At 64.4% G+C, this 20726-nt stretch carries 22 protein-coding genes and 1 pseudogene; 8 read left to right on the plus strand and 15 right to left on the minus strand.

The features are described from left to right. Nucleotides 1–254: 254 nt before the first annotated feature. Nucleotides 255–536 (plus strand): hypothetical protein, encoded by a 282-nt coding sequence (locus Q0V34_RS18615; protein ID WP_297515153.1) that lies wholly within the window; start codon nt 255–257, stop codon nt 534–536. Between the two features lie 102 nt (nt 537–638). Here the strand turns inward: Q0V34_RS18615 and Q0V34_RS18620 are convergent, their stop codons facing one another. The 5 genes from Q0V34_RS18620 to Q0V34_RS18640 all read right to left on the minus strand — a co-directional run bounded on the left by Q0V34_RS18620 (nt 639) and on the right by Q0V34_RS18640 (nt 5894). After that, the gene (locus Q0V34_RS18620) at nt 639–956 is read right to left on the minus strand and encodes a DUF736 domain-containing protein (RefSeq protein ID WP_297515156.1); all 318 of its coding nucleotides are present in this window, start codon (nt 954–956) and stop codon (nt 639–641) included. A 764-nt stretch (nt 957–1720) separates the two neighbouring features. Further along, nucleotides 1721–2233 (minus strand): hypothetical protein, encoded by a 513-nt coding sequence (locus Q0V34_RS18625; RefSeq protein WP_297515159.1) that lies wholly within the window; start codon nt 2231–2233, stop codon nt 1721–1723. A 60-nt stretch (nt 2234–2293) separates the two neighbouring features. Then, nucleotides 2294–2716, minus strand: a complete 423-nt coding sequence (locus Q0V34_RS18630) for a hypothetical protein (RefSeq protein ID WP_297515162.1) — start codon at nt 2714–2716, stop codon at nt 2294–2296. A 144-nt stretch (nt 2717–2860) separates the two neighbouring features. Beyond that, a complete protein-coding gene (locus Q0V34_RS18635) occupies nt 2861–4915 on the minus strand; it encodes a ParB/RepB/Spo0J family partition protein (RefSeq protein WP_297515164.1) in 2055 nt (684 codons plus the stop codon). A gap of 352 nt (nt 4916–5267) precedes the next feature. Continuing rightward, nucleotides 5268–5894 (minus strand): hypothetical protein, encoded by a 627-nt coding sequence (locus tag Q0V34_RS18640; protein WP_297515168.1) that lies wholly within the window; start codon nt 5892–5894, stop codon nt 5268–5270. A 99-nt stretch (nt 5895–5993) separates the two neighbouring features. Here Q0V34_RS18640 and Q0V34_RS18645 point away from each other — a divergent pair, with 99 nt between their 5' ends. Both Q0V34_RS18645 and Q0V34_RS18650 read left to right on the plus strand, forming a co-directional pair. Then, complete coding sequence (locus Q0V34_RS18645; RefSeq protein ID WP_297515171.1) at nt 5994–7175, plus strand: Fic family protein; 1182 nt, start codon at nt 5994–5996, stop codon at nt 7173–7175. A gap of 13 nt (nt 7176–7188) precedes the next feature. Beyond that, nucleotides 7189–7359, plus strand: a pseudogene (locus Q0V34_RS18650) (AAA family ATPase); the annotation flags it as partial. Nucleotides 7360–7792: 433 nt separating this feature from the next. Here the strand turns inward: Q0V34_RS18650 and Q0V34_RS18655 are convergent. From Q0V34_RS18655 to Q0V34_RS18675, 5 genes are all read right to left on the minus strand, one after another. After that, nucleotides 7793–8704, minus strand: a complete 912-nt coding sequence (locus Q0V34_RS18655; RefSeq protein WP_297515174.1) for a LysR family transcriptional regulator — start codon at nt 8702–8704, stop codon at nt 7793–7795. Between the two features lie 71 nt (nt 8705–8775). Then, a complete protein-coding gene (locus tag Q0V34_RS18660) occupies nt 8776–8979 on the minus strand; it encodes a hypothetical protein (protein WP_297515177.1) in 204 nt (67 codons plus the stop codon). A 596-nt stretch (nt 8980–9575) separates the two neighbouring features. Beyond that, on the minus strand, nt 9576–10055 hold the full coding sequence (locus tag Q0V34_RS18665) for a DUF2231 domain-containing protein (RefSeq protein WP_297515179.1): 480 nt from the start codon (nt 10053–10055) through the stop codon (nt 9576–9578). Nucleotides 10056–10057: 2 nt separating this feature from the next. Then, nucleotides 10058–10402, minus strand: a complete 345-nt coding sequence (locus tag Q0V34_RS18670; protein WP_297515182.1) for a hypothetical protein — start codon at nt 10400–10402, stop codon at nt 10058–10060. Between the two features lie 127 nt (nt 10403–10529). Beyond that, the gene (locus tag Q0V34_RS18675) at nt 10530–11267 is read right to left on the minus strand and encodes an RNA polymerase sigma factor (protein ID WP_297515185.1); all 738 of its coding nucleotides are present in this window, start codon (nt 11265–11267) and stop codon (nt 10530–10532) included. Between the two features lie 162 nt (nt 11268–11429). Between Q0V34_RS18675 and folE the strand changes: the two genes are divergently transcribed. The 4 genes from folE (at nt 11430) to Q0V34_RS18695 (ending at nt 13759) form a co-directional block, all read left to right on the plus strand. Then, entirely contained in the window at nt 11430–12077 is a 648-nt protein-coding gene (gene folE / locus Q0V34_RS18680; protein WP_297515188.1) for a GTP cyclohydrolase I FolE, read from the plus strand. Nucleotides 12078–12168: 91 nt separating this feature from the next. Then, on the plus strand, nt 12169–12687 hold the full coding sequence (locus tag Q0V34_RS18685) for a DUF4142 domain-containing protein (RefSeq protein ID WP_297515190.1): 519 nt from the start codon (nt 12169–12171) through the stop codon (nt 12685–12687). Continuing rightward, on the plus strand, nt 12684–13022 hold the full coding sequence (locus Q0V34_RS18690; RefSeq protein ID WP_297515193.1) for a plasmid stabilization protein: 339 nt from the start codon (nt 12684–12686) through the stop codon (nt 13020–13022). The genes Q0V34_RS18685 and Q0V34_RS18690 overlap by 4 nt, the downstream gene beginning before the upstream one ends. Before the next feature lie 296 nt (nt 13023–13318). Further along, nucleotides 13319–13759: a transposase gene (locus Q0V34_RS18695; protein ID WP_297515214.1), complete on the plus strand. Its 441-nt coding sequence runs from the start codon at nt 13319–13321 to the stop codon at nt 13757–13759. Nucleotides 13760–14132: 373 nt separating this feature from the next. Here the strand turns inward: Q0V34_RS18695 and Q0V34_RS18700 are convergent, their stop codons facing one another. From Q0V34_RS18700 to Q0V34_RS18720, 5 genes are read right to left on the minus strand one after another with little or no spacing between them, the layout of a single operon-like run. After that, nucleotides 14133–15455 carry an aminotransferase class III-fold pyridoxal phosphate-dependent enzyme gene (locus Q0V34_RS18700; RefSeq protein WP_297515196.1) on the minus strand — a complete coding sequence of 441 codons (1323 nt, stop codon included), beginning with the start codon at nt 15453–15455 and terminating at the stop codon, nt 14133–14135. Continuing rightward, nucleotides 15452–16486, minus strand: a complete 1035-nt coding sequence (locus tag Q0V34_RS18705) for an asparaginase (protein ID WP_297515199.1) — start codon at nt 16484–16486, stop codon at nt 15452–15454. Before Q0V34_RS18705 ends, Q0V34_RS18700 begins: the two co-directional genes overlap by 4 nt. 23 nt (nt 16487–16509) lie before the next feature. Continuing rightward, nucleotides 16510–17493 (minus strand): dipeptide epimerase, encoded by a 984-nt coding sequence (locus tag Q0V34_RS18710; RefSeq protein ID WP_297515202.1) that lies wholly within the window; start codon nt 17491–17493, stop codon nt 16510–16512. Between the two features lie 2 nt (nt 17494–17495). Further along, entirely contained in the window at nt 17496–18677 is a 1182-nt protein-coding gene (locus Q0V34_RS18715; RefSeq protein ID WP_297515205.1) for an acetyl-CoA C-acyltransferase, read from the minus strand. A 24-nt stretch (nt 18678–18701) separates the two neighbouring features. Next, nucleotides 18702–19523 carry an enoyl-CoA hydratase/isomerase family protein gene (locus Q0V34_RS18720; protein ID WP_297515208.1) on the minus strand — a complete coding sequence of 274 codons (822 nt, stop codon included), beginning with the start codon at nt 19521–19523 and terminating at the stop codon, nt 18702–18704. 111 nt (nt 19524–19634) lie between these two features. Here Q0V34_RS18720 and Q0V34_RS18725 point away from each other — a divergent pair. Further along, the coding region (locus Q0V34_RS18725; protein WP_297515211.1) for a pyridoxal phosphate-dependent aminotransferase at nt 19635–20726 on the plus strand (1092 nt) is incomplete at its 3' end.

Here is a 20726-nt window from a genome sequence, read left to right on the forward strand (position 1 = left end):
CAACCCTCCACTAAATCCGCAGCCCGGCTGTCCCAAAACTTCTGACGACGGACACGTGACCCCCGCCGACGCCTACTTCGGCAGGGCCGCCGACATCCTGCGCCGCCGAGCCAGCGTCAAGCGCCAGACCCTCGAACATCGGCGCTTGCAGCACCGCAAAATCGCCGCCTAAATCTCAACCCCAGACGAGGCCAACCCTCCACTAAATCCGCAGCCCGGCTGTCCCAAAACTTCTGACGACGGACAATTGGCCGATGCTTTCGCCAGGCAAGCGCCTCGTCATCCTGACGGCGCGCGGCGACTATGGATATGACGCTGGAGGGCGTCTTGCGGCAATGAACCTTGTCGAGCAGGGACTGAATGTTCCCCTCGCTTATCTCGGCCTCCACGCCAGCGACGCCATCGCCATTGAATATGACGAGTTCGCCGACGAACGGCTGGCCTCGTCCATTGCAACCGCCGAGAACAACGTCGATCGACTTGTGGAAAAGCTCCTTGCGGGATGTCGGCAAGAGTCGGTCTTCGCATCCGCCTGAAGACCCCGCACATCCTGATCGCCGTATTTTCTGATGGCGGTGACGGCCATGACCATGACGAAGCTCCGCTCGGGCGAGCGGGGCTTCTGGAGATGTCCGGTCTCAGTCACCGTTGCGGCGCGACCAGGTGAGATTATGGCCTTCACCGTCCTCGCCCTCGACCAGGCCGGCGTAGATCGGGGCGGGAAAGCTCGGATCGTCCAGCTTGACGGAGAGATATTCGCGCTGCGTCTCGCGGGCGATCTTCCTCCAGGCCGCACCGAACTCCGTGGCGCCGGCGAAGATGCGGAAGTCGGGGCCGCGCTCGCTGTCGCCCTCGGTGGCGACGAACTTGGCCTTGACGTTGAGGGTCAGGGTCTTGACCGCGCCGGTGAAGCCCGCGCCGTTTTCGTTCTTGGTGAAGGTGCCGATGGTCGCCATCGCCGTGTTCCTTTTTTCTCATCTAGCCGCGCCTATCGCGGCCTCGATGGTGGTCGTGCGACCGGGGTCGATCGGCCCCGCACCCGTAGGGCTGAAACGGAGTGGAAGGCGGACGGCGACGGCTTTTTTTGTTTCGCGATGCAAAGCCGTAGGCGGCGGAAAAAAGCTGGCGACGGACGTTGCGGGAAGACGAGCGAGGCGCAGCCGGTCTTCGGTCAGACCCAATCCATTCGAGGACGCCGTGGGCGTGGCTGGCAGAGAAATCTGAGGAACACGACACTGTTGGCGGTCGGTCTCCGTGCCTGAAATGGAAACGGCGGCGAACCTCCGGGCGCGTCAACCTCATTCCCGACCTTCGACGGGAAGGCCCGTTTATCGTCCACGAGCGGGCATGGGCGCTTCCCGATCTTCTCCTTCTTCGCAGCGCCGGGATTGGCAGACCGGCGACGATCCCCCCCCCCCCCGCTGGCTAAACGCGACCACTCCCAACAACTGGAACTGGCGATCCACGAATCCCGGTGCATCAACCTGCTGGGCGGCGATGCCGGGAACGGAGAAACCGCCAATATAGTCCTGCCACAACGGTGACTGAGGCCGGACATCTCCAGAAGCCCGGTTCGCCAGAGTGGGGCTTCATCAGCGAAAGGGCCATCAACCGCCGCTCTTCACGTTAGCGATTGAAGCCGAATGGCGGAAATGCGCCATCGGCGTGGTTCCGGCGCAGCCGAAAGCGCGGCCCGAAGGGCAACGCCAACCTGAACATATCAAGAGAACGACAATTGCACCTGTTGGTTGGGGTAGAGTTCCCGGATGATGTCGGTGACGATTTCAAAACTGGTCAGAAACATGGAAGGGTTCAGCACGGCATCGCTTCCGTGCGCGAACATATTGCGCATCCTGCTCAGATATTCGATTTCTGAAGAAATCAGATTCTGTTCCTTGGCGGATTTCAGTAACTCGTCGAGCATGGCCGGGCGTGGCCTTCCCTTTCTGTCCACGCGGTTGGCTGCCTGGTGGCCGATCCGCTCACGCAGAGCGAGTTCAAGGCAGGGGAATGTCTGGCTCGCTGCTATAGTCAGCAGATCATATGAAAAATAGGCGTAGATATAAGCGTGTCGAATAGCGTGGTGAGATCGTCGGACCGAATCTGGAAGCGGGACAGAAAGATCGAATACGCGCATATCCGCGTACAAGTCTTCAAGTGTGGAGCCGATAAATCCGGCAGTCCCTGAAAAATAAGGGTCAGGCAGGTTGAGATCTGACAATCTCTTGAACACGAGAAAACAGCTTTCATTCGTTGTTCTTCCCAACAATCGTAACACCAATCATCGGACGTTTCAGTCTCCGTTATGAATTGGCGATGCTATTGCTATCAACCGCACCAACGCCGACACACCCACGAACCCGCCGCCGATGACGCAGAAGATCTGCCGCCACACCTCGGACGGCACTGCCTCGCCGGTGACGCCATGGACAAGGGCATAGCCCGCAACGGCGGCGGGCGCGGCGAAGACCAGCGCCACGATCAGGCGCAGGACCGGCGAGCGCAGCGACGCGAAGGCGAGCACCAGCAGGCCATAGGCTGCGGCCCCGGCGACGATGCCGACGAGGCCCGCGCCGATCAGGCCGGAGCCGGTGACGTAGGCGAAGCGCGCCGCTTCGATGGCGAGCATGAAGGGCAGCGCATAGACGGCGAGCGTATAGGCGAGGACGCACAGTCCCGCGATCAGCGCCACGCTCATCAACATCACGGCGATCATGACGGTTCTCCATAGCGCCGATGACGGGTTAGATCATCGGACAGTCGAGGTCAGCCGGTCGCGCGGTGAACACCGCGCGACCGGAATTTCGGGGTGTCGGGCGAACGGAAGGCCGGGACCGCTGATGCGATCCCGGCCCGGTCCTCACTCTGCGGCGATCTGGAAGGCGTCACCGTCCTGCTGCTGGTCCAGCCACGCGGGCCGCGCCGTGCGCAAGGCGGCGGGAAGCCAGCCGGTTCCGGCCAGTAGCTGTTCGGCAGCCTCCGCCATGTCCGTCTTCTTCAAGCCCGCGATCCGCTCCGCCGCCGCATCGCTGACGGCCTCGCGCACGGCGGCGAGGATGTGCGCCTTGGTGACGCGACCGAGATAGGTTCGCACCGTGGGCGTCCAGTGCGCCGTCATGTCGAGCGCCACCGCCGTTGCTAGCCTGTCCGCCGTCGCATGGGCGTGGGGCTTGCGCTCCCAAGGCTGCTTCACCGCATTGACGGTCAGCGAGGCGCAATGGGCGAACAGCGCCATGACGCTGGCATGGTCCAGACCGGCGACGAAGCCCCACAGGTCGGCCACGTCGCGCGGCATGTCTGCCGCCCATCCGGAGTGACGATCCGCCAGCGCCTTGCCCGCCGCCGTGTCCTCGATGCCGTCCGCGTGGGATGCGAGGAAGCTGCTGGTCGGGCGGATTTCAAGGCAGGCGGCATCCACCCCGCGATAGAAGGTCTGCGCCGCCAGCGCATGGGTCACGGCGATCAGCGCCATGTCCGGCTGCTCGCCCAGCGCAAGGCGAAGGCCCAGCGTCCGGTGCGAGGTCAGGTCGCGGACGAGAAGGTCCGACAGCGGCTTGCCCGCATCCCCGGCATCCTCGTCCTCGGCCTCCGACGCGGGAACGGTGTCACCGTCCGCATCATGGTCGCCGCCCTCGATGATCTCGCCATCGCTGTTGACGCGAACGCCGTCGATCACGCCGCCGCCTTCGCCGTCCGCATCCTCTTCGGGCTCCGGCTTCTCGTCCTCGGCCCGGATGAAGCCGCGTTCGATGCGGGCTTCCCCGTCATGGGAGAGAATGACGAACACACCGCCGCGCTCGATCTCGTCGGCATCATAGGCGTGACGCAAGGCGTCGATGCGCTCGATCTCGGCTTCAAGCTCCCCGAACCGCTGATCCACGTCGTCTGGCAGTTCGTCGGCGCTGTCATACTGCTCCGTCAGCGCGTCGTATTCTCCCTGCGTGGCGGCATAGGCGGCCTCGTCTTCCTCCGACAGCGCCACCGGATGCGGATAGGTGCGGCGTAGCCCGTTGCCGTGCGGATAGTCGATATGGACAGCGGCCCATTTCCAGCCTTCCTCGGCCTTCACGCTCTCCGCGATTTCGTGCAGGTTCTCGATGACAAGCTGGTCCAGAAGCGCAGCATCCTCATAGAAGCCGCCGCGATCCTCGGTGAACAGGTCGCGCAGGATCACGCCGCCCGCTTCGGTATAGGCCTCCGCGCCGACGAAGACCGCCCGCCGATCCGTCGCCGCGATGTGCATCCGGGTCAGGTCGCGGCGAATGGTCGAAGCGTCTTTGTTCCACGACAGGTTTTCATAGACCTGCTCCTGCCGGGCTGGATCGTCCACGATGGCGAAGGCCATCAACTGCTCCAAGGTCAGGCCACCATCGCGATAGACCTGCATCAGCTTGGGGCTGACTGCGCCGAGACGCATCCGCTGGCGCACGACATGCGCCGTCACCCCGAAGCGGGCGGCGATTTCCTCCGCGCCCCAGCCGCGCGTTTCGGCAAGTTCGCGGAAGCGCTCGAACTGATCGGCGGGCGACAGGTCTTCGCGGGTGACATTCTCGTCCAGACTGATTTCGCTGGCGTCGTTGACGGTGTCGATGACGCAGCGGATGGGTTCGGTCTTCTTGATCTGCTTGCGCTTGACGCGCAGCAACTGCGCCAGCCTGCGGCCTTCACCGATGCTGACCAGATAGAAGCCGGTCGCGGCTCCTTCGGCGTCAACCTCCGGCTCCACCACGAGGTTCTGCAGGATGCCCTTGGCGTGGATGCTCGCCGCCTTCGCCTCGATGGACGCCTCGCTGTGCGGCGTCTTGCGGGCGTTGTTGGGATGCTTCTTGAGCTTGTTGAGCGGGATGAACACCTCCGCGCCGGTCACGGTCACGGCGGCGGGGATGGCGGTGGTTTCTGTGGCAATGGTTGTCATGGTCTTTCTCCTATGGGCTTGGGTTTCGCGCAGCGAAGCGCCGCGCTGAAACCCTGCCCGTCGGCGAGACCGGGGGGTGCAAGGGCCAGGGCGGCCGGGGTGGAGGGGGATCACCCGACCTGCACAAGCGGATGTCCGTAGTTACGGATATGCGGAGAACCGCATCCGCGCGGAAGGTTGGGGAGACCACCCCGGACGGCGCCGGCTCGCCGGCGCTTTACCCTTGACCGCGCCAGGGGGCAGCGCCCCCAAGCAACCCGCCCTGCGTGAGCGTCAGCGGGAGCCGGGCAAGAGGACCGGATCAGGATGTGCAAAGCCGGGAAACCGGAGAACCATGCATCCTGATCGCCGCTTATCCCTGTGGCGGCGAGTGGCCCAGTTCCACGGCCTTGCGCCGCTGCGCCGTCGTCAATGCGCTCCAGAAGCGATGGACGCGCGCGGTCTGCATCTGTCGGAGATCCTCGACGTGCTGAGCGCGACGAAGCTCGACCTGAAAGAACGACGGGTGATGATCGACGTTGAAAGCCTGGAGTTTCCAGAAAACGACGGCGGTATATTTGGGAGTGAGCTTCTTGTTCTTGCGATAGTAGTCGAGCGCGCCGGACAGGATGGGGTTGCTCTCCTTCGCCGCAAGCTGCTCAAGGGTGCGGATGCAGGATTCCAACTGCATCTGCTGGGTCAGCTTGGCGAGGTGCCGTTTCGCATCTGTCGGCGACAAACGCCGACCCTTCTCAAGGACGGCCACGTCGAACTGTAGTATGCAGTGGGAGCCGACCCAGAGCTTCGAGTCGGTATATTGATTGGCGATCTCGAAATGGTAGCGAAGATCCTGCTGGCCGCAGAGTTCGCAGGTTTCGATGGGCTGTTCGTGATCGACCGTATTTTCGGTAAAGGACCATTCGCCAAAAGCAGCCGGCAGGGTTCCGGCCACTGAAAGCGGAAGAATACTGTCTCGGACCCGCTGCGTGTACCCGCCCATGGTGACATCGCCCTTATTTAAGAGCGCTTACCTTAGCTCATTTCCTATTTAAGCCAAGCGCCTATTGCTTAAATAAGACTGCGGCATCATATTCAGCTTATGTTCGAACCCGCGCCCAATCTCCGGCTAGGCCGCTTCGTTGAAACGCCCGTTGCAGGCGAGATGGTGCGCGCCTTCGTGCCGCCGCCGTTGCCGCCAGAGCCGTCGATCGACGTGCTGGCCCTGCTGGAACGGCTGAGCCTAGCGGAGCGAGCGTTGGGGCGTCTGGACGGCATTACCATGCTGCTCCCGCGTCAGGAACTGTTCCTGTATATGTATGTGAGGAAGGAAGCGGTCCTCTCGTCCCAGATCGAGGGCACACAATCGACCCTTTCGGACCTGCTTCGCTTCGAGACTGAGGCGCAGGCCGGTCAGCCGATCGACGATATCCGCGAAGTCTCGAACTACGTCGACGCAATGATGTACGGGCTGGAGCGGCTGGAAAACCTGCCGCTGTCGCTGCGCCTGATCCGTGAGATGCACGCGCGCCTGCTGCAAAGCGGACGCGGCGGCACGAAAAGCCCCGGCGAGTTCCGGCGTTCGCAGAACTGGATCGGTGGGACACGCCCCGGCAATGCGCTCTTCGTGCCGCCGCCACCGACTGAAATGGATGCCTGCCTCGATGCGCTGGAGCGTTTCATGCACGAGGAAGGCTCGCGTCTTCCCGCCCTCATCAAGGCCGGCCTGCTGCACGTTCAATTCGAGACCATCCACCCGTTCCTGGACGGCAACGGCAGGATCGGCCGCTTGCTGGTCACGCTGTATCTCTGCGTCAACGGGGTGCTGCGCAAGCCGCTGCTTTATCTGAGCCTCTACCTCAAAACCCATCGCGCCGATTATTACCGCCTGCTTCAGGAGGTGCGCGAGCATGGCGCGTGGGAAGCTTGGCTCGACTTCTTTCTCACGGGCGTCGCGGATACCGCCAATCAGGCATTCGATGCGGCAACCCGGATTGTCGAGTTGTTCAAACAAGACCGCGAGCGCATCACGGTGGAGAGCGACCGGGCCGGCTCGGCGCTGCGCATCCACGATCTGTTCCAGCAAAATCCTTATCTGACGGCCAACCAGCTCGTTCACCAGACGGGCCTCTCGGCCCCCACGGTCAATGCGGCGCTCGCCGATCTGGAGCGGTTCGGCATCGTCGAGGAGGTCACGGGCCGCAAGCGGGGCCGCGTGTTCAGTTACCGGGGGTATCTCGCCATACTGAGCGAGGGCACCGATCCGCTCCCCACTGCCGCCTGACGGAAGGAAGCCTGTGCGTATCGACTCTGTAACCCTGTCCGGCTTCCGCTGTTTCGGTCCTGATCCGATCACGGTGCCGATCTCGCCCGAGATCACGGCGGTCGTCGGCCCGAACGCGGCGGGCAAGACCGCGCTGCTCCATGCCTTGTCGAAACTGTTCGGCGTGTCGCGGACGCAGCGCACCGTGCAGCGTTCGGATTTCCTCCTGGGTGCCGGCGATGATCCCGACGATCGTGAACCCAAGGATCTGTTCATCGACGTGTTGATCGGATTGCCGGAGTTGGCCGATGGCACCGCGACGCCGGAGACGATCGCGCCCTCGTTCCGGCACATGCAGATCGAACGGGAGGGCAAATCGCCGGTCTGCCGCCTGCGTCTCGAAGCGCGATGGGAAGATGACAGGACGGTCGATGACGAGGTTTCGCAGGAGCTTTTCTGGGTCGATACGCTCGATGACGATGCGGCTGAGGACAAATGCCATCCGGTCTCGGCGGCGGATCGCGGTCTCATCCAACTCTATTACACGCCTGCCAGCCGGGATGCGGCGGCCCAGATCAAGGCTACGACCGGCGCGCTCGCCGCTCGCCTGCTCCGCGCCATCGAATGGGCTGGCAGAATCATGCGGTCCAGCCTGATCTTCTCATCTCGGCCGCTAGGTCGAGAAGGCTTCGGAGCGCGGGGCTGCGATTGTGCGGCGACCAGACTGCCGAGAATGCAAGCGGCTCGGGCTCGTCGAGGATCGGCAGAAATCTCACGCCGGGTAAGTGCATCGGCGATGTCGCCTCGCCGACGATGGTGACGCCATAACCCTGCGCGACCATCGACAGCAGCGTGCCGCGCTCAACGGCGAAGCGCAGGATCGAGAGGTTCGCGTATCTGCCTGCGAGACGCTTGACGATGTGGTCATGCACCTGGGGTCCGGTGCCGGCGTGCCGGACGATGAAGGTCTCACCCGCCAGATCGGCCCAGGTGATGCCCGCTCCCTCGGCTGGCGGCTGGCGAGAAGGTAGCGCAGCCAAGAGTCGTTCGCTCCATATCCGTCGCGCATGACAGTCGGGAAACTCGGGGGAGCCTGCCACGAATGTCACGTCGAGCCGATCGGTACGAAGCTGCATGACGCTATCGCGAACCGTGCCTTCGGCAATCTCGACCTCGACCCCCGGATGCTGTTGCCGGTATCGTTCGAGCATGTTGGCGAGGAAACTACCGGGGATCAGGGCATGGATGCCGATGCGCAAGCTGCCCTGCTCGCCGCGGGCCACCATGCCGGCGGTCCTGACGGCGTGGTCGAGATGGTCGATGCCGGTCGTCACTCGCTCGACGAAATGCCGTCCGGCTTCTGTCAGCCGGACGCCCCGCGCATGGCGCTCGAACAGAAGGATGCCAAGTTCGTCCTCCAGCGCCTTCACGCGCGCGCTGACGCTGGATTGCGCCACGCCGAGTGCGTTCGCCGCATGGCGGAAGTTCAGATATTCGGCCACGGTAAGTGTCTGGATCAGCGACGCGAGGGGAATGCGGCTTCCCAGCATTTGGGGCCGTTCGTCCGAAGAAACAGTTCTTTGTCGCCGCCTCCGCATAATCACACCTCGCCATCAGACAGTTAGGCAGCCAACACCAGATAGCGTAGCCAAGTTAGCTTTTCGCTGGCCTGCCACAGCTCCTCGGCTCGGCCTTCGTCACACGCTTCGACCGACGAGCGAATTTCCTTCATCCCTTCGAAATACTTGCCTGTGGTGCCGGCCAGAGTTCGATCGGTCAGCAGCCGGGCCAGCGCGACGCCCGGATTCGGCAGGCATGTGAACATTGGGCTACAGAACCCGGCAGTGTAGCGGGATCGTGTGAGGCATGACGTACTTCGCGATGAACCGGATCGGACTCGGAGCATTGCGGGCCTAAACACCTAGCCAGTGCCGGGCATCAAGCCCAGGATCAAAGGCGTTGGCCCTGACGCCCGTCGGGAGACGCTGCGCCAAGCCGGCATTTCCTCCTGTAACTGCAGCCGTGCGCAAGACGGTTGCCGCGCGATCGTCCGGATAACGGGCCAACCCGTTGTCAGTCATTTGATCTCCTTGGAGACTTGAGCGCACCGCCGTCTTGGCTTGCAGTCGTCACGGTGTGCTTGTTCGTGTTGAGAGTTGCGCTAACCGCACTGAAAGATGCCGCCTCCGACCGGCCGGTCTGCTCGGCTTCATTCCTCAGTAAAGCCTGCTCAAGAGTTAGCCGTGCCGGACGGGCATTTCATTGACGTATAGCACCAAATAAGTCGCGGTTCGCGCCAACCTTGATACTCGGCTGGGCGATGCAGATTTGACGGCCTCGTAGATTCCAGACACATCTTATTTCTGTGCCCGTCAAACCAGCAGCAGGCCGCACCTGCGAAACCGCCGTCCCCCCTACTACTCACATCTCCCTGCTCGACTGACCGCAATTGTCGTCTGCCGATTCAATATCTTGATGTACGCCGACTCCGAAGCGGTAAACCATCTGACCACCGAACCACGCGCCAACGGCAAGTAATGCAAAGCCGGCTAGACTCGCTGCAACAGGCACAGGATCAGGTTGACTGATGAGCACTAAGCCTTCTCCGCTGCGCATGAAGATCGCTGCGAGATAGGCAAGCCAGGCGAGGCCCATCAGCATCATGTGCGTATTAGCTAATGCCAGGACGCGCTCCCTGAGTGTGACGTAGTCGATCAAACCGGCGATGATCGCTGGCAGCCCCAAGATTAGGCCGCCCCCGATCGCCAACGACCCCATCCGCCATAACTCGTGGAAACCGAGCAGCGCCAAGCAATCACTTACGGATCCAATCGACCAGAGCGCGAGGGGAAAATGTACCAGCATGGGATGAACGGGATGTCCAAACAGTCGCATGGCCATTCTCACACCAATCCCAGGCTGACGCCGGCGACGATTGCGACGCCCGTGACAGCCGCGAGCGCGTGAATGACGACAACCGGCTTCGGGCCGACGCGGCCGCGGAGGTGGAAAGAAGCTAGGTAGAAACCGCCCAGCGCCGCGACGATCAGGACGACGAACCCGACGCGAACCGGAAATGCCGCGCCTTGAAAGACAGTTGCGAACGTCAGGACAAGGCCAAGCGCGCCCATCACTGCATGTACTAGGGATAACGCCCAAGGTGCGAGGCGCCCGCGGAGAACCGATGCAGCTAGGACCATGCCACCAACAGCAGCGGCGGCGAAGCAGAGGATCGCATAATTTAACATGAAGTCTCTCCTTTCCGGCCTGCGCCGGGTGTGTGACAGACATTGGATGGAGAGTTCGGGAAAAGGTTCCCGGTGTGCGATTGAAATGCCGACTGAGAATTCCTCGGAGGCGACTGCCACTGTTGTTTTAGCCGACGACAGATTCCGAAGCACTGTCATCCCAGCCATAGGTCTTCGAGAGTCGGCCGAGGACGGTTTCAGTGATGCGCTCGCAGCGTCGGCCGAGGAAGGGGAATGTGTCGCGTATGCTGGACGCCAACGTCTCTTCGAGTGCGGCGCGGAGTTGTAGACGGGCGCGATGCAGGCGCGTCTTTACCGTCTCCGGCCGGATGCCGAGCCGTTCTGCCGTCTCCTCGATCGAACAATCTTGTACGTCACGCAAGATGAACACGAGTCGGAACGGTTCAGCCAGTGAATCGACGGCCTGTTCGATCAACAAGCGGATTTGCGCGCGGGCGGCATCGGCTTCGGGATTATCCATCGGCCGCCCTCCCGGAAAAGCAACCACGAGGGCCCCCGTTGCTTGCGCTGTCTCGACCTCATCGAGATCGACCATCTGCCTGCGACGACGCCGCAACCGGCCACGCGCCTCGTTGATCGTTATCCGCGTGAGCCAGGTGAGCAGGCTCGACTCGCTACGGAACGTATGAAAGGCGGCAAAGGCTCGGAAGTAACTTTCCTGGACAACGTCCTCGGCTTCGGCGTCGTCTGAGACGATCCCGCGCGCAACACGGAACAGCGGCTGATTATAGCGCTGCATGATGACGCGGAACGCATCGCGGACGCCCCGCCGCACATGGGAGACTAGTTCAGCCTCCGACATTGCCTCGCAATCGAGGACCACTTCCTTGCGACGTTCAACCATGCGGCATTCTCCCGTAAATGCCGATTAGATACCAGATCAGAGTAAAGGTTCCCGCATTTCGGCAGCATGCTTTGCGCGAGGACGTGCAGCGTCATCGGCGGGAACCTCGACGGCATGGCAGCATCAAATGGCTGATTGCAATCGCCAAAAGGAGGCTCGCCAATGCTTATCAAATCACCAACTCAACCCCATCATTTATCAGACAGCGAACCTTGCGCCTGTCGGGGCCGCCCGGGCCTCCTTACACAGCGGGCAAGCCGGGCTGAGGCCGAGGCTGCTGTTCGCACTCTGATCAGTTGGGCCGGCGACGACCCCATGCGGGAAGGTTTGCAGGACACGCCAACGCGAGTGGTGCGGGCCTACGAGGAATGGTTTGCAGGGTATGCACTAACCCCCGCAAGTGTACTGGAACGAACCTTTGGCGAAGTAGCCGGCTATGATGATCTCGTGCTGCTACGCGACATTCCGTTCGAATCGGTCTGCGAGCACCACATGGCTCCGATTCAGGGGGTTGCACACGTAGCCTATCTGCCCCGTGAGCGCGTCGTCGGCATCTCGAAGCTTGCCAGGCTGGTCGATACGTTCGCTCGGCGCCTCCAGATACAGGAGCGGCTAACGGCCGAGATCGCCGATACCATCGATAACACGCTGAAACCATGTGGTGTCGCCGTGGTCATCGAGGCAAGTCATGCATGCATGTCGTCGCGCGGCGTGAAGAAACATGGCGGCGCGCTGGTTACCCGCGCCTTTCGAGGCATCTACGCGGAAGCAGCCGGACGGAACGAAGTTCTGGACGCCTTAAGGGGATAATCACCGCGCCCCGGGAACCTTATGCACAAATGGTCATCGAATTGGTGTGCTGGGTGCCGATTTGCGGCCCCACTCATCATGGAGAACTATCATGCTCAAGAAATCGTTTCTCGTCGGTCTTTTCGCACTTGTCGGATCGACGGCTTTCGCTCACGAAGCCAAAATTAGCGATCCGCAGATCGCCCATATCGCCTATACAGCCGGGCAGATCGACGTCGCCGCCGCCAAGCTAGCTTTGGCCAAGACGACGAATCCGGACGTCCGTGCTTTTGCCGAGCTGATGGCGCGCGATCACGCAGCAGTGAACGACCAGGCGTTCGCGCTGGTTAAGCGGCTCAAGGTTACGCCGGAAGCCAATACGACAAGTGACGCACTCACAATGCAGGCATCGAAAATCGAAGCGAACCTGAAGATGCTCTCCGGCGCGGCCTTCGATCGTGCCTATGTCGAGAACGAAGTCGCCTATCATCGTACGGTCAACGAAGCGCTGCGCAAGGAATTGATCCCTAGTGCTCATAATGGCGAACTCAAGAGCCTGCTTGAAACCGGGCTGACGTTGTTTCAGGAGCATCAGGCCCATGCCGAGCATCTGGCGCGGATGGTGAAATGAGCATGGTAGCCCTATCCCGCCGTACTCTGCTGGTCGTCGTTGCAAGCGCTTCATTCCTCCCGGTGCTTGCTGCCCGGGCCGAGGCCCGAACGCATGTGATCGTTGTCGATAAGATGAAATTTGGTTCCGTGCCGGATGGAATCCGGGTGGGCGACACGGTCGTCTGGGCCAATCACGATCTGTTCCGCCACACTGCGACTGCGCGCGACAAATCCTTCGATGTCGATCTCAAGCCGAATGAGGAGGGCCGTGTTACCCTCACCAAACCTGGGCGGATCGACGTCTATTGCCGTTTCCATCCTGGAATGACCGCAACATTCATCGTTGGTCCATGAGTGTCTGACTTCCCGGCGGCCCTCAGGTCGCCGGGCGGCTTGCATCTCACACTTCCTATTCATCCTTGTCGCGGCTGGACCGCTATTCGCCCCGTATTGAGCGTTCCGTCCGCAGGCGTCAGAGCCCGAGTTCTCCAAGACTCGGATGCTCGTCCGGTCGGCGCGCAAAAAGCCAATGATACTTGCGCTCATCGTCTGTTATCGGACAGTCGTTTCCGTGCTCCAGCGCCTGCGCCGAACATACGTCTCATCATCCACGCCAAGCTCTCCAGCAGCGCTGCCAGCACTGATGCTGGATTGCCCGCGAAAAGCTGGACGTCGAAATCTCTCGCCGCAAGGCGGCCTACACCGCATGCTTACGCTGCGACGGCCTGACGGCACCCTGGATCATCGACAAGGCGATGAACCGTGCTGCCTTCGATACCTATGTCGAAACCCAACTCGCTCCCACCTTGGAAAAGGGGGATGTCGTCGTCCTCGACAACCTCGCTGTCCACAAAAGTGCCAGAGCCGCTGAGATCCTAAAGGCCAAGGGCGCATGGTTCCTGTTCCTGCCGCCCTACTCTCCCGACCTCAATCCTATCGAAATGGCTTTCTCCAAGCTCAAGGCTCACCTGCGCAAAGCCAAGGCCAGAACCTTTGATGCTCTCTGGCGTGCCATCGGCAACATATGCGATCTCTTCAGCCCTGCCGAATGTTGGAATTTCTTTAAGGCCGCAGGATGTGCGTCCGATTAAAAGTCCGACGCTCTAGCGTATCGTTTCCGAGGCATTCGAGCGCTGCGTCAGACGCCCTCCTGAAAGCAAAACGCTATCTTGATACAGAGAATTGCGGATCAACAGGTCCGTACAGTGATGGCGGACATCGCACGTCCCTCGCCAATGGATGCGAAAGGCGGGCTTAGAGGGCTATAGCGTAGACGTAGTGCTCATTATCATCGGTCGCGGCCCGCCAGTTTCTTATAGAAAATCAGACCCTTATCTATGTGTTTCGGCGCGGCTTCGCGCCGCGCGCCGCGTTCGGGTCGCTTCCGTGCGCTTCAGCGCGCTCGCGGCAGGGTGTGACGCGAGGCGTCGAATCGCTCGAAGTCGCCGTGACCCCCGGCTGCGCCTAAACCAGCCGCCCGAAGGCGCGTCCCAGTTTCTCGAAGATGTCCTCTAGGTCTTCGGGGGCGCTGGTCAGGATAGGGGCGAGGGCGATGGTGTCGCCGTTGGCGCGGATGGCGAGGCCTTCCTCGTAGGCCGCGAGGAACAGCGCCGGTCCGCGACGGCCCGGGCCTTCCGGATCGGGCGCCAGGGTCAGGCCGCCGGCGAGACCCAGATTGCGGACGTCGATGACGTGAGGCTTGTCGCGGAGGCCGTGCATCAGGTCCTCGAACAGCGGCGCGAGCGCGGCCGCTCGCTCATAGACGCCGTCCTCGCGCAGCACCGCTTGCGTCGCCAGGCCCGCGGCCACGGCCAGCGGGTGCGCCGAATAGGTGTAGCCGTGGAAGAATTCGATCCCGAAGGCGGTCGCGTCCATGATCGTGTCGTGGATCTGGCGCGAGGCGACGACGGCGCCCAGCGGCACGGCGGCGTTGTCCACGCCCTTGGCCATGGTGCAGAGGTCGGGCTCGACGCCGAAGAAGGTCGCGCCGTTGGGCGAGCCCAGTCGGCCGAAGGCGGTGATGACTTCGTCGAAGATCAGCAGCACGCCGTGCTTGGCGGTGATCTCGCGCAGGCGCGCGAGGTAGCCCGCGGGCGGGATAAAGACGCCCGCCGAGCCGATCATGGGCTCGACGATGACCGCGGCGATCGTCGAGGCGTCGTGCAGGGTGATCAGCGCCTCGAGCTCGGCCAGATAGGCCATGGGGTCGCGGTCGGGCTGTCCCCGGGTGAAGCCCGAGACCTTGGGGTCATAGGGGAAGGGCAGGTGGTCGACGCCGGGCAGCAGCGGGCCGAACGCCTTGCGATTGTTCGGCATGCCCCCGACCGAGATCCCGCCGAAGCCGACGCCATGATAGCCGTTCACCCGGCCGATCAGGCGGGTTCGCGAGCCCTCGCCCCGCGCGCGGTGATAGGCGAGGGCCATCTTCAGCGCCGTATCGACGGCCTCCGAGCCGGAATTCGTGAAGAACACGTGGTTCAACGCGCCGGGGAACTGGTCGGCGATCTCGGTGGCCAGGCGGAAGGCGTCGGGCGTGGCGAAGTTGAAGGCCGGCGAGTAGTCGAGCCGCTTCGCCTGCTCGGCGATGGCCTCGCTGATGCGCGGGTGGCAATGGCCTAGACCCGAGCACCAAAGCCCCGAAAAGCCGTCGCGAACCTTTCGGCCGTCGGCGGTGAAATAGAACTGGCCCTCGGCCGCGACGAACAGTCTGGGGGCCGCCTTGAACGCCTTGTTGGGCGTGAAGGGCATCCAATAGGCGGAGAGGTCGTTGGCGGGGGCTTGGGTCACGGCGATGCGGTCTCCAGCGGAGAAGGACGGGTATCGGGAGAGGTCTCGTCGCGGACCCGAGCCGCAAGCTCCGCGAAACGCCGGGCGACGTCGCCCCGGCCGTCTCCGAGCAGGGCCAGAAGCGCCACGCGGGCCTTGGCGGGGCTCAGCGATCCGCCGGCCAGCAGGCCGCGCGACAGGAGGTCGATCTCGGCGCCGGCATAGCCGTAGGTGCGCTCGCACACCATGCCGCCCGTTCGGCTACAGAGCACGACGGGGGCCTTGCGCGCGAGGCGCCCCAGCACCGGCGCGAGCTTTTCCGGGACGTGGCCAGCGCCCAGCGCGGCGATGACCCAGCCGTCTGGTCCGGCGTCCTCGCCCAGGGTGAACAGCGTCTCGTCCATGTCCAGGCCGATCGTCGCGATCCAGACGCGCGGCGAGGCGTCCCCGCGCCGAGGGCCGACAGAAGGCAGGGGCGGAAAGGGCGGGCGCAGGGCGATAAACCGGCCTTCGTGCAGCCGGCCGCGCGGGGCGTGGCTCCGGCTGGAGAAGGCGTCGAGCGCGGTGGTGTCGGTCTTCTGGGCGTGTCGCGCGGCGTGAACCTGGCCGTTCATCACCACGACGACCTCGGCCCCGGCGCTCGGCGAGGTCACGAAGGCCAGGGCGTCGGCCAGATTGGCCGGACCGTCAGGGCTGTCGGCCGAGGCGCCGCGCATCGCGCCGGTGAACGCGACGGGCAAGGCCGGCGTCCCCAGGAGCTCGGTCAGGAAGGCGGTCTCCTCCAGCGTATCGGTGCCCTGGGTGACGATGACCCCGCGGCCGCCCTCGGCGGCGAAGCCCGCGATAAGGCCCGACAGGCGGTTGACCAGGGCTAAGTCGAGATTGGCGCTGGCGACGCGGCCGAGGTCCTGGCGGATCAGCTCGACCTGCGGCGTCCGGCGCGCCAGATCGGCCGCCAGCGCCTCCGCGCCCAGGGCCGGGTTCAGGCCCGCGCCCTCGGAACGCATGGAGATGGTGCCGCCCAGCGAAACGATCTTGATCTTCGGCCGCATGGTCCCTTCGTCGATGTTCGGCGTCAGCCCCAGAGGTCGGGGCCGAAGCAAAGCAGGCGGCCTTGCTCGTAGCGCATCGCCGAGGCGCGATCGTCGAGAAGAAGCGCCGGACCGTCCAGATCGACGAAATCGCAGCGGGTTCCGAGCACATAGGCGGGGGCCGCGCCCAGCGAGGTCGGGCCGCTGCAGCCCAGCATCACCTTGAGCCCGAGGGCGTGGGCGGCGCGGTTCAGCGACAGACCGGGGGTCAGGCCGCCGACCTTGTCGAGCTTGATGTTGATGGCCTGATAGAGCTTCGAGAGGCGCGGCAGGTCGTCTTCGCCCGAGCAGCTTTCGTCGGCGCAGAGCGGAATGGTCCCGCGATAGTCGGCCAGGGCCTCGTCCCGCTGGTGGTGCAGGGGCTGCTCGATCAGCTCGACCCCGAGGCGCGCCAGCTCCGGCGTCAGAGCGTTCAGCGTGTCGAGCGTCCAGGCCTCGTTGGCGTCGACGATGAAGCGAACGCCCGGACAGGCGCGCGCGATGGCCTCCACGCGCTCCAGCACGTCCTCGCCGTTCGCCTTGATCTTGATGATGCGATAGCCGAGCTTCACCGCCGAGACCGCGTCGGCCTGCATCTTGGCGGTCGGGTTGATGCCGATCGTCAGGTCGACCTCGATGGAGTCGGCTCTTTCGACGCCGGTCAGGGTCCAGATGTCCTTGCCCGAGGTCTTGCATTCCAGATCCCAGAGCGCGCAGTCGAGCGCGTTCCTGGCCGAGGTGTTGGCGACCCGCGCGGCGACGGCCTCGCGCGTGGCGCCCTCATGGAACCAGTCTCGCGCCGCTTCCAGCGCGTGGGCCACGTCCTCCGCCGTCTGGCCGTACTGGGGCAGGGGCGCGCATTCGCCCCGGCCGACGTGACCACCCGAGCGCACCCAGACGGTCAGGAGCTCGGAATTGGTCTTGGCGCTGCGCGAGATGCGGAAGGTCTCGGCGTAGGGCCACTCCTGATAGGCGAACAGAAGCTCCATGATCAGGCGACCTCGAAAAGGCCGGCGGCGCCCTGGCCGCCGCCGACGCACATGGTGACGATGGCGTATTTCTCGCCGCGACGACGGGCCTCGCGCAGGGCGTGGCCGACCATGCGCGCCCCGCTCATGCCATAGGGGTGGCCGATCGAGATGGCGCCGCCGTTGATGTTCAGCCGCTCGTCGGGAATGCCCAGCCGGTCGCGGCAATAGAGGACCTGGCAGGCGAAGGCCTCGTTCAGCTCCCACACGCCGATGTCATCCATCGTCAGGCCATGGCGGGCCAGCAGCTTGGGAATGACGAAGACCGGGCCGATGCCCATCTCATCCGGTTCGCAGCCGGCGACCGCGACGCCGAGGCACCAGCCAAGGGGCGCAAGGCCGCGCTTCTCGGCCATCTCCGCCTCCATCACCACCACCGCCGCCGAGCCGTCGGACAGCTGGCTGGCGTTGCCCGCCGTGACCGTGCCGCCGTCGCGCACGGGGGGCAGGGCGGACAGGCCGGCCAGCGTGGTGTTGCCCCGGGCGCCTTCGTCCTTGGCCACGGTGACCGTGCGCCTGGAGGTCTCGCCCGTCGCCCTGTCCGTCACCACCATCTCGCAGGTGACGGGGATGATCTCGTCGTCGAACACGCCCGCGGCCATCGCCGCCGCCGTCCGCTGCTGGCTCGACAGGGCGTAGAGGTCCTGGGCCTCGCGCGAGACGCCATAGCGCGCGGCGACGATTTCCGCCGTGTCGAGCATCGGCATGTGAATGGCCGGCGCCAGGCGGATCAGGCGCGGATCGGGAACGCGCGAGATGTTCATGGCCTTGGTCTGGGCCAGGCTGATCGACTCGACGCCGCCGGCCACGACGCAGCTCATGCCGTCGATCGCGACCTGCTTGCAGGCCGTGGCGATCGCCATCAGGCCCGAGGAGCACTGCCGGTCGATGCTCATGCCCGCCACCGAGACCGGCAGGCCCGCCGCCAGCGCGCCCAGACGCCCGATATTGAAGGTCTGGGTGCCCTGCTGGATGCTGCAGCCCAGCAGGCAGTCCTCGACCTCGGCCCCCTCCAGCCCGGCGCGCTCGACGGCGGCGGCGATCGCGTGTCCGGCCAGAGTCGGGGCTTCAAGGTCGTTGAAGGCGCCGCGATAGGCCTTGCCGATGGGGGTTCGAGCCGTCGAGACGATGGCGGCGCGCTTCATGAGCTTCTTCCTTGTCGCGTGGGGTCAGTCGCCGGTGAATTTCGGCGGGCGTTTCTCGAAAAAGGCGGCGACGCCCTCGCTCAGGTCCTTCGAGCGGGCGGCGAGCAGATACTGGTCGCGGTCCATGACGCTGACCGCGTGGGCGTTGGCCAGGGCGGCGGCGTTGACCGCCTCCTTGGTCATCCGGACGGGGATGGGCGGCAGGGCGGCCAGTCGCGCGGCCCAGCGGCGGGCCGCCTCCAGCGCGCCGCCGCCGGGTGTGGCCTCGTCGCAAAGCCCCCAGGCCAGACAGGTCTCGGTGTCCAATTTCTCGCCGAACAGGGCCATCTGCTTGGCGCGGGAGGGGCCGACGAGGGCGGCCAGCCGGGGCAGGGTCTGCCAGCTCATGTTCATGCCGAGGGGAATCTCGGGCAGCCGCATGTGCGCGCCATGTCCCATGATCCGGAAATCGCAGGCCACGGCCAGGGCCGCGGCGCCGCCGATGCAGAAGCCCTCGATGGCGACCACGGTCGGGGCCTCGATCTCCTCCCAGGCGCGGCAAAGGTCCGGACCCGCCGCCACCTGGCAGCGGAGGTCGAGCAGGCTGCTGGCCGCGCCGTTGCGGCCCCGCGCGGCGCCCAGATCGACCCCGGCCGAGAAGAAGGTCGGCTCGCCCCGCAGGATCACCGCGCGCGCGGCCGGATGGCGGCGCAGGCGCCGGGCCAGCTCGGTCAGTTCCAGCATCATGACGGGATCGAGGGCGTTGCGCGCCAGAGGTCTCGCCAGGGCGACCTCAACCACGCCTTCCGAGGCCGAGACCTGGAGCCGCGTCCAATTGTCGGTGATGTCCGCTCCGATCGAGCTCATGGCAAGCACCTGAAAATACGCGGAAAATTCCTTCGATTTGGAATTCTCTTGCGCCCCTAATATAGACAGTGATTACATGTGGATCGTCGGATTGCAAGAGAGGCCGGTGAAATGAATCCCCACGGTTCCACGCCCTTCCCAGGCGCGCAGGCCGGCCTGGAATCGCGCCCGGCCGTGCGCGCCTTGCCGAGGTCGAAGATCCGCGAAATCGCCAATGCGGGCTTTGGCAAGACCGATCTGGTCAAGTTCTGGTTCGGTGAAAGCGACGTTCCGACGCCGGATTTCATCAAGGCGGCCGCGGTCGAGGCGCTGGACGCCGACGCCGTGTTCTACAGCCACAACAATGGCGTCGCGCCGCTGCGCGAGACCCTGGCCGCCTATCTGACCGGCCTCCACGGGAGGGCCTTCGAACCGGCTCGGATATCGGTGACGAGCTCGGGCGTCTCGGCCCTGATGATCGCCATGCAGGCGCTTGTTTCGCCTGGCGACGAGGTGGTGGTCGTCACGCCCGTCTGGCCGAACGTCAGCCAGATACCCGCCATACTGAGCGCCCGCGTCACGCGCTTCGCCCTTACGCCGTCCCCGGAAGGCTGGAAGCTCGACCTGGATCGCCTGCTCGCCAGCGTCTGCGCCGAGACCCGCCTGCTCGTCCTCAATTCGCCGGGCAATCCCACGGGCTGGACGATCGAGGCCGAGGACCAGAAGGCCATTCTGGAGCACTGCCGGAAGCTGGGCGTGTGGATCCTGTGCGACGATGTCTATGAGCGCCTGATCTATCGCCCGGGCTCATCGACCGCGCCCTCCTTCCTGCGGATCGCCGAGCGCGAGGACCGGGTGATCGGCGCCAACAGCTTCTCCAAGGCCTGGCTGATGACCGGCTGGCGGCTGGGCTGGCTGGTCGCGCCGCCGGAGCTGGAGGAGGATCTGGGCAAGCTGATCGAGTTCAACACCTCGTGCGCGCCGGTCTTCGTTCAGGCGGCCGGTATCGCGGCCCTGCGCGACGGCGAGTCCTTCGTCGCCGGCCTGCGCGACGAGCTGCGGGCCAAGCGCGACTTCCTGACCGGGCGGCTGGGCGCTCTGGAGGGCGTCGTCGCGCCGCCGCCCGAGGGCGGCATGTACGCCTTCTTCCGGATCGAGGGCGAGGACGACTCCGTCGCCCTGGCGCGGCGGCTGATGGAGGAGGCGCGCATCGGCCTGGCGCCC

It is taken from the genome of uncultured Caulobacter sp. (assembly GCF_947036865.1).
Classification (GTDB): Bacteria; Pseudomonadota; Alphaproteobacteria; order Caulobacterales; family Caulobacteraceae; genus Caulobacter.

Coding starts and splice junctions, on each gene's coding strand:
- Q0V34_RS18630 (WP_297515162.1), bottom strand. CDS start 2,716: ATGATCGCCGTGATGTTGATGAGCGTGGCGCTGATCGCGGGACTGTGC.
- Q0V34_RS18710 (WP_297515202.1), bottom strand. CDS start 17,493: ATGGAGCTTCTGTTCGCCTATCAGGAGTGGCCCTACGCCGAGACCTTC.
- Q0V34_RS18660 (WP_297515177.1), bottom strand. CDS start 8,979: ATGTTCACATGCCTGCCGAATCCGGGCGTCGCGCTGGCCCGGCTGCTG.
- Q0V34_RS18665 (WP_297515179.1), bottom strand. CDS start 10,055: ATGGCCATGCGACTGTTTGGACATCCCGTTCATCCCATGCTGGTACAT.
- Q0V34_RS18670 (WP_297515182.1), bottom strand. CDS start 10,402: ATGTTAAATTATGCGATCCTCTGCTTCGCCGCCGCTGCTGTTGGTGGC.
- folE (WP_297515188.1), top strand. CDS start 11,430: ATGCTTATCAAATCACCAACTCAACCCCATCATTTATCAGACAGCGAA.
- Q0V34_RS18620 (WP_297515156.1), bottom strand. CDS start 956: ATGGCGACCATCGGCACCTTCACCAAGAACGAAAACGGCGCGGGCTTC.
- Q0V34_RS18645 (WP_297515171.1), top strand. CDS start 5,994: ATGTTCGAACCCGCGCCCAATCTCCGGCTAGGCCGCTTCGTTGAAACG.
- Q0V34_RS18685 (WP_297515190.1), top strand. CDS start 12,169: ATGCTCAAGAAATCGTTTCTCGTCGGTCTTTTCGCACTTGTCGGATCG.
- Q0V34_RS18640 (WP_297515168.1), bottom strand. CDS start 5,894: ATGGGCGGGTACACGCAGCGGGTCCGAGACAGTATTCTTCCGCTTTCA.
- Q0V34_RS18690 (WP_297515193.1), top strand. CDS start 12,684: ATGAGCATGGTAGCCCTATCCCGCCGTACTCTGCTGGTCGTCGTTGCA.
- Q0V34_RS18675 (WP_297515185.1), bottom strand. CDS start 11,267: ATGGTTGAACGTCGCAAGGAAGTGGTCCTCGATTGCGAGGCAATGTCG.
- Q0V34_RS18715 (WP_297515205.1), bottom strand. CDS start 18,677: ATGAAGCGCGCCGCCATCGTCTCGACGGCTCGAACCCCCATCGGCAAG.
- Q0V34_RS18720 (WP_297515208.1), bottom strand. CDS start 19,523: ATGAGCTCGATCGGAGCGGACATCACCGACAATTGGACGCGGCTCCAG.
- Q0V34_RS18615 (WP_297515153.1), top strand. CDS start 255: ATGCTTTCGCCAGGCAAGCGCCTCGTCATCCTGACGGCGCGCGGCGAC.
- Q0V34_RS18705 (WP_297515199.1), bottom strand. CDS start 16,486: ATGCGGCCGAAGATCAAGATCGTTTCGCTGGGCGGCACCATCTCCATG.
- Q0V34_RS18635 (WP_297515164.1), bottom strand. CDS start 4,915: ATGACAACCATTGCCACAGAAACCACCGCCATCCCCGCCGCCGTGACC.
- Q0V34_RS18655 (WP_297515174.1), bottom strand. CDS start 8,704: ATGCTGGGAAGCCGCATTCCCCTCGCGTCGCTGATCCAGACACTTACC.